A 1,678-nucleotide genomic window follows, 5' to 3' on the forward strand; every position below is an offset into this window, starting at 1 on the left:
TTGGGAACCGCCCTGTGCGGAGCCGCATGCAGGGTGGTGTGGGGGCTGGAGGCTAGATACCTCCGGCTACCCGATTAGCTTTCTGAACTACTAAACTTAAAACTTTCTAGCATTTCTATTCTGTGTTTTAAACTATCCAAATCTATAGAGTTTTCGTACCCATTAAAACTTCTTGAAATTTGAACGACTCTATCAGAGTATGTTCTTTGCTCTTTACTACCATTATTATCATTTATTATATCTTCATGCCGTTTTAATGAATTGCCAACAGCATTATTATGTTCATCGTATTTAGCTCCGATTAAATAGCTTTCCACTAGAAGAGCAGGAGAACGTGATTCCAATAGTTTTGATAGGGGGACCATGTTATATAAGTCATTAATCAAATTTTCTGGTGTATCACCTTTGTTGATATAGTCATTATAATTATCATAATGATATTCTTTAGCAATTATTAAAAATGCTAATAGTGGCGGGTAAAGGTATGTATTTTCAGCTGTCGATTGGATTACTAAATTTATTTTTGCAAAAAGTTGCTCAACTTCACGCAAAGAAAGTTTTTTAGCATTCGCTAACAATTTAAAAGTATCTTTCAAAGTGTCCTTATCATATTGAAATTCTCTATACTTAATTCTATTTTGGAAGAACTCATTAAAGTTAAAGCTAACATATAATTGATCAATAAATGCATCGAGTTCACTTTCAGGTAAAGTATATTCAATATCAATAAACCGCCTCAAATAACCTATAGCTTCAAATTCTGAGCCGTATATAGCTTTGACACTGTGGGATAACTGAACTTTATCCATAGCTAAAATAAAGACTAAGCCTTCAATATCAAGTAAATGTTTGATTCTTTCTAACAACTCAATTGCATAAGTTGGTCTACACCTATCTAACTCATCAATGAATATAAACAAGCGAGTAGGTGTTTCACCTTCATTCGATAGAACTTGAGAAATACCAGATTTAAACTTAGCAATTGCCTCTTTATTTTTAGTATATTCTTCTAAAAAATCTTTAGTTAAGCCTTTCATTAATTTAGATGATTCATCTTCTATTATTTTATCGGCATCTAAAATACCAGCGGTACCAACTTTGATTAATGCCGGTATCCCTTTTCTTAAAATATGAGCACCTGCTTTTTTTGTGGTTTCCCAAGCTTTGTTTTTCTCTTCATCATCACTAGTTAATGCTTTTATTTTTTCGTTTATTTCACCTAAAAAAGCCTGTAAAGGATCACTAGCAAAGTCGGTTTCCCAAGCACTAAAATAGATAGAGTTATGGTCATTATTTTGTAATTGTGCATGCAACATTTCCAAGAATGTTGTTTTTCCTTGCCCCCAAGGAGCATTTACAGATAAAACTAAAGGTGAACTTATGTTCTCCAATAAATTTGTAAAATTATCAACATGAGGTTTACGGTTTAATCGGTCGTGTTTGAAAGGGTTTTCTGACTCTACGATTACTTTATGTGATTTAAATTCCATTTTTCGACCCGATTTGATGTGAAAGCTAACGTCGCACTAAGCGGACTAAAATTGTGGGTTATAATGTGTAGCGAAGCGGAACGTAACCCACTGTTTTAGTTCCGTTTAAGTGCCTTGTGTACGCCCAGCATGGGCATGAACTAATGAGGTGAAAGTCCTCTGTAGGAAGGTCACCGTTTATTAACATG

General features: G+C 34.2%; 1 protein-coding gene. It reads right to left on the minus strand.

Features of this window, described 5'->3' with window-relative positions; genetic code table 11:
* Positions 1-74: 74 nt before the first annotated feature.
* The gene (locus Q4533_RS19560) at positions 75-1,490 is read right to left on the minus strand and encodes a P-loop NTPase fold protein (protein WP_303503910.1); all 1,416 of its coding nucleotides are present in this window, start codon (positions 1,488-1,490) and stop codon (positions 75-77) included.
* Positions 1,491-1,678 lie beyond the last annotated feature (188 nt).

The sequence above is a fragment of the Shewanella sp. 6_MG-2023 genome (genome assembly GCF_030547195.1).
Lineage (GTDB): Bacteria > Pseudomonadota > Gammaproteobacteria > Enterobacterales > Shewanellaceae > Shewanella.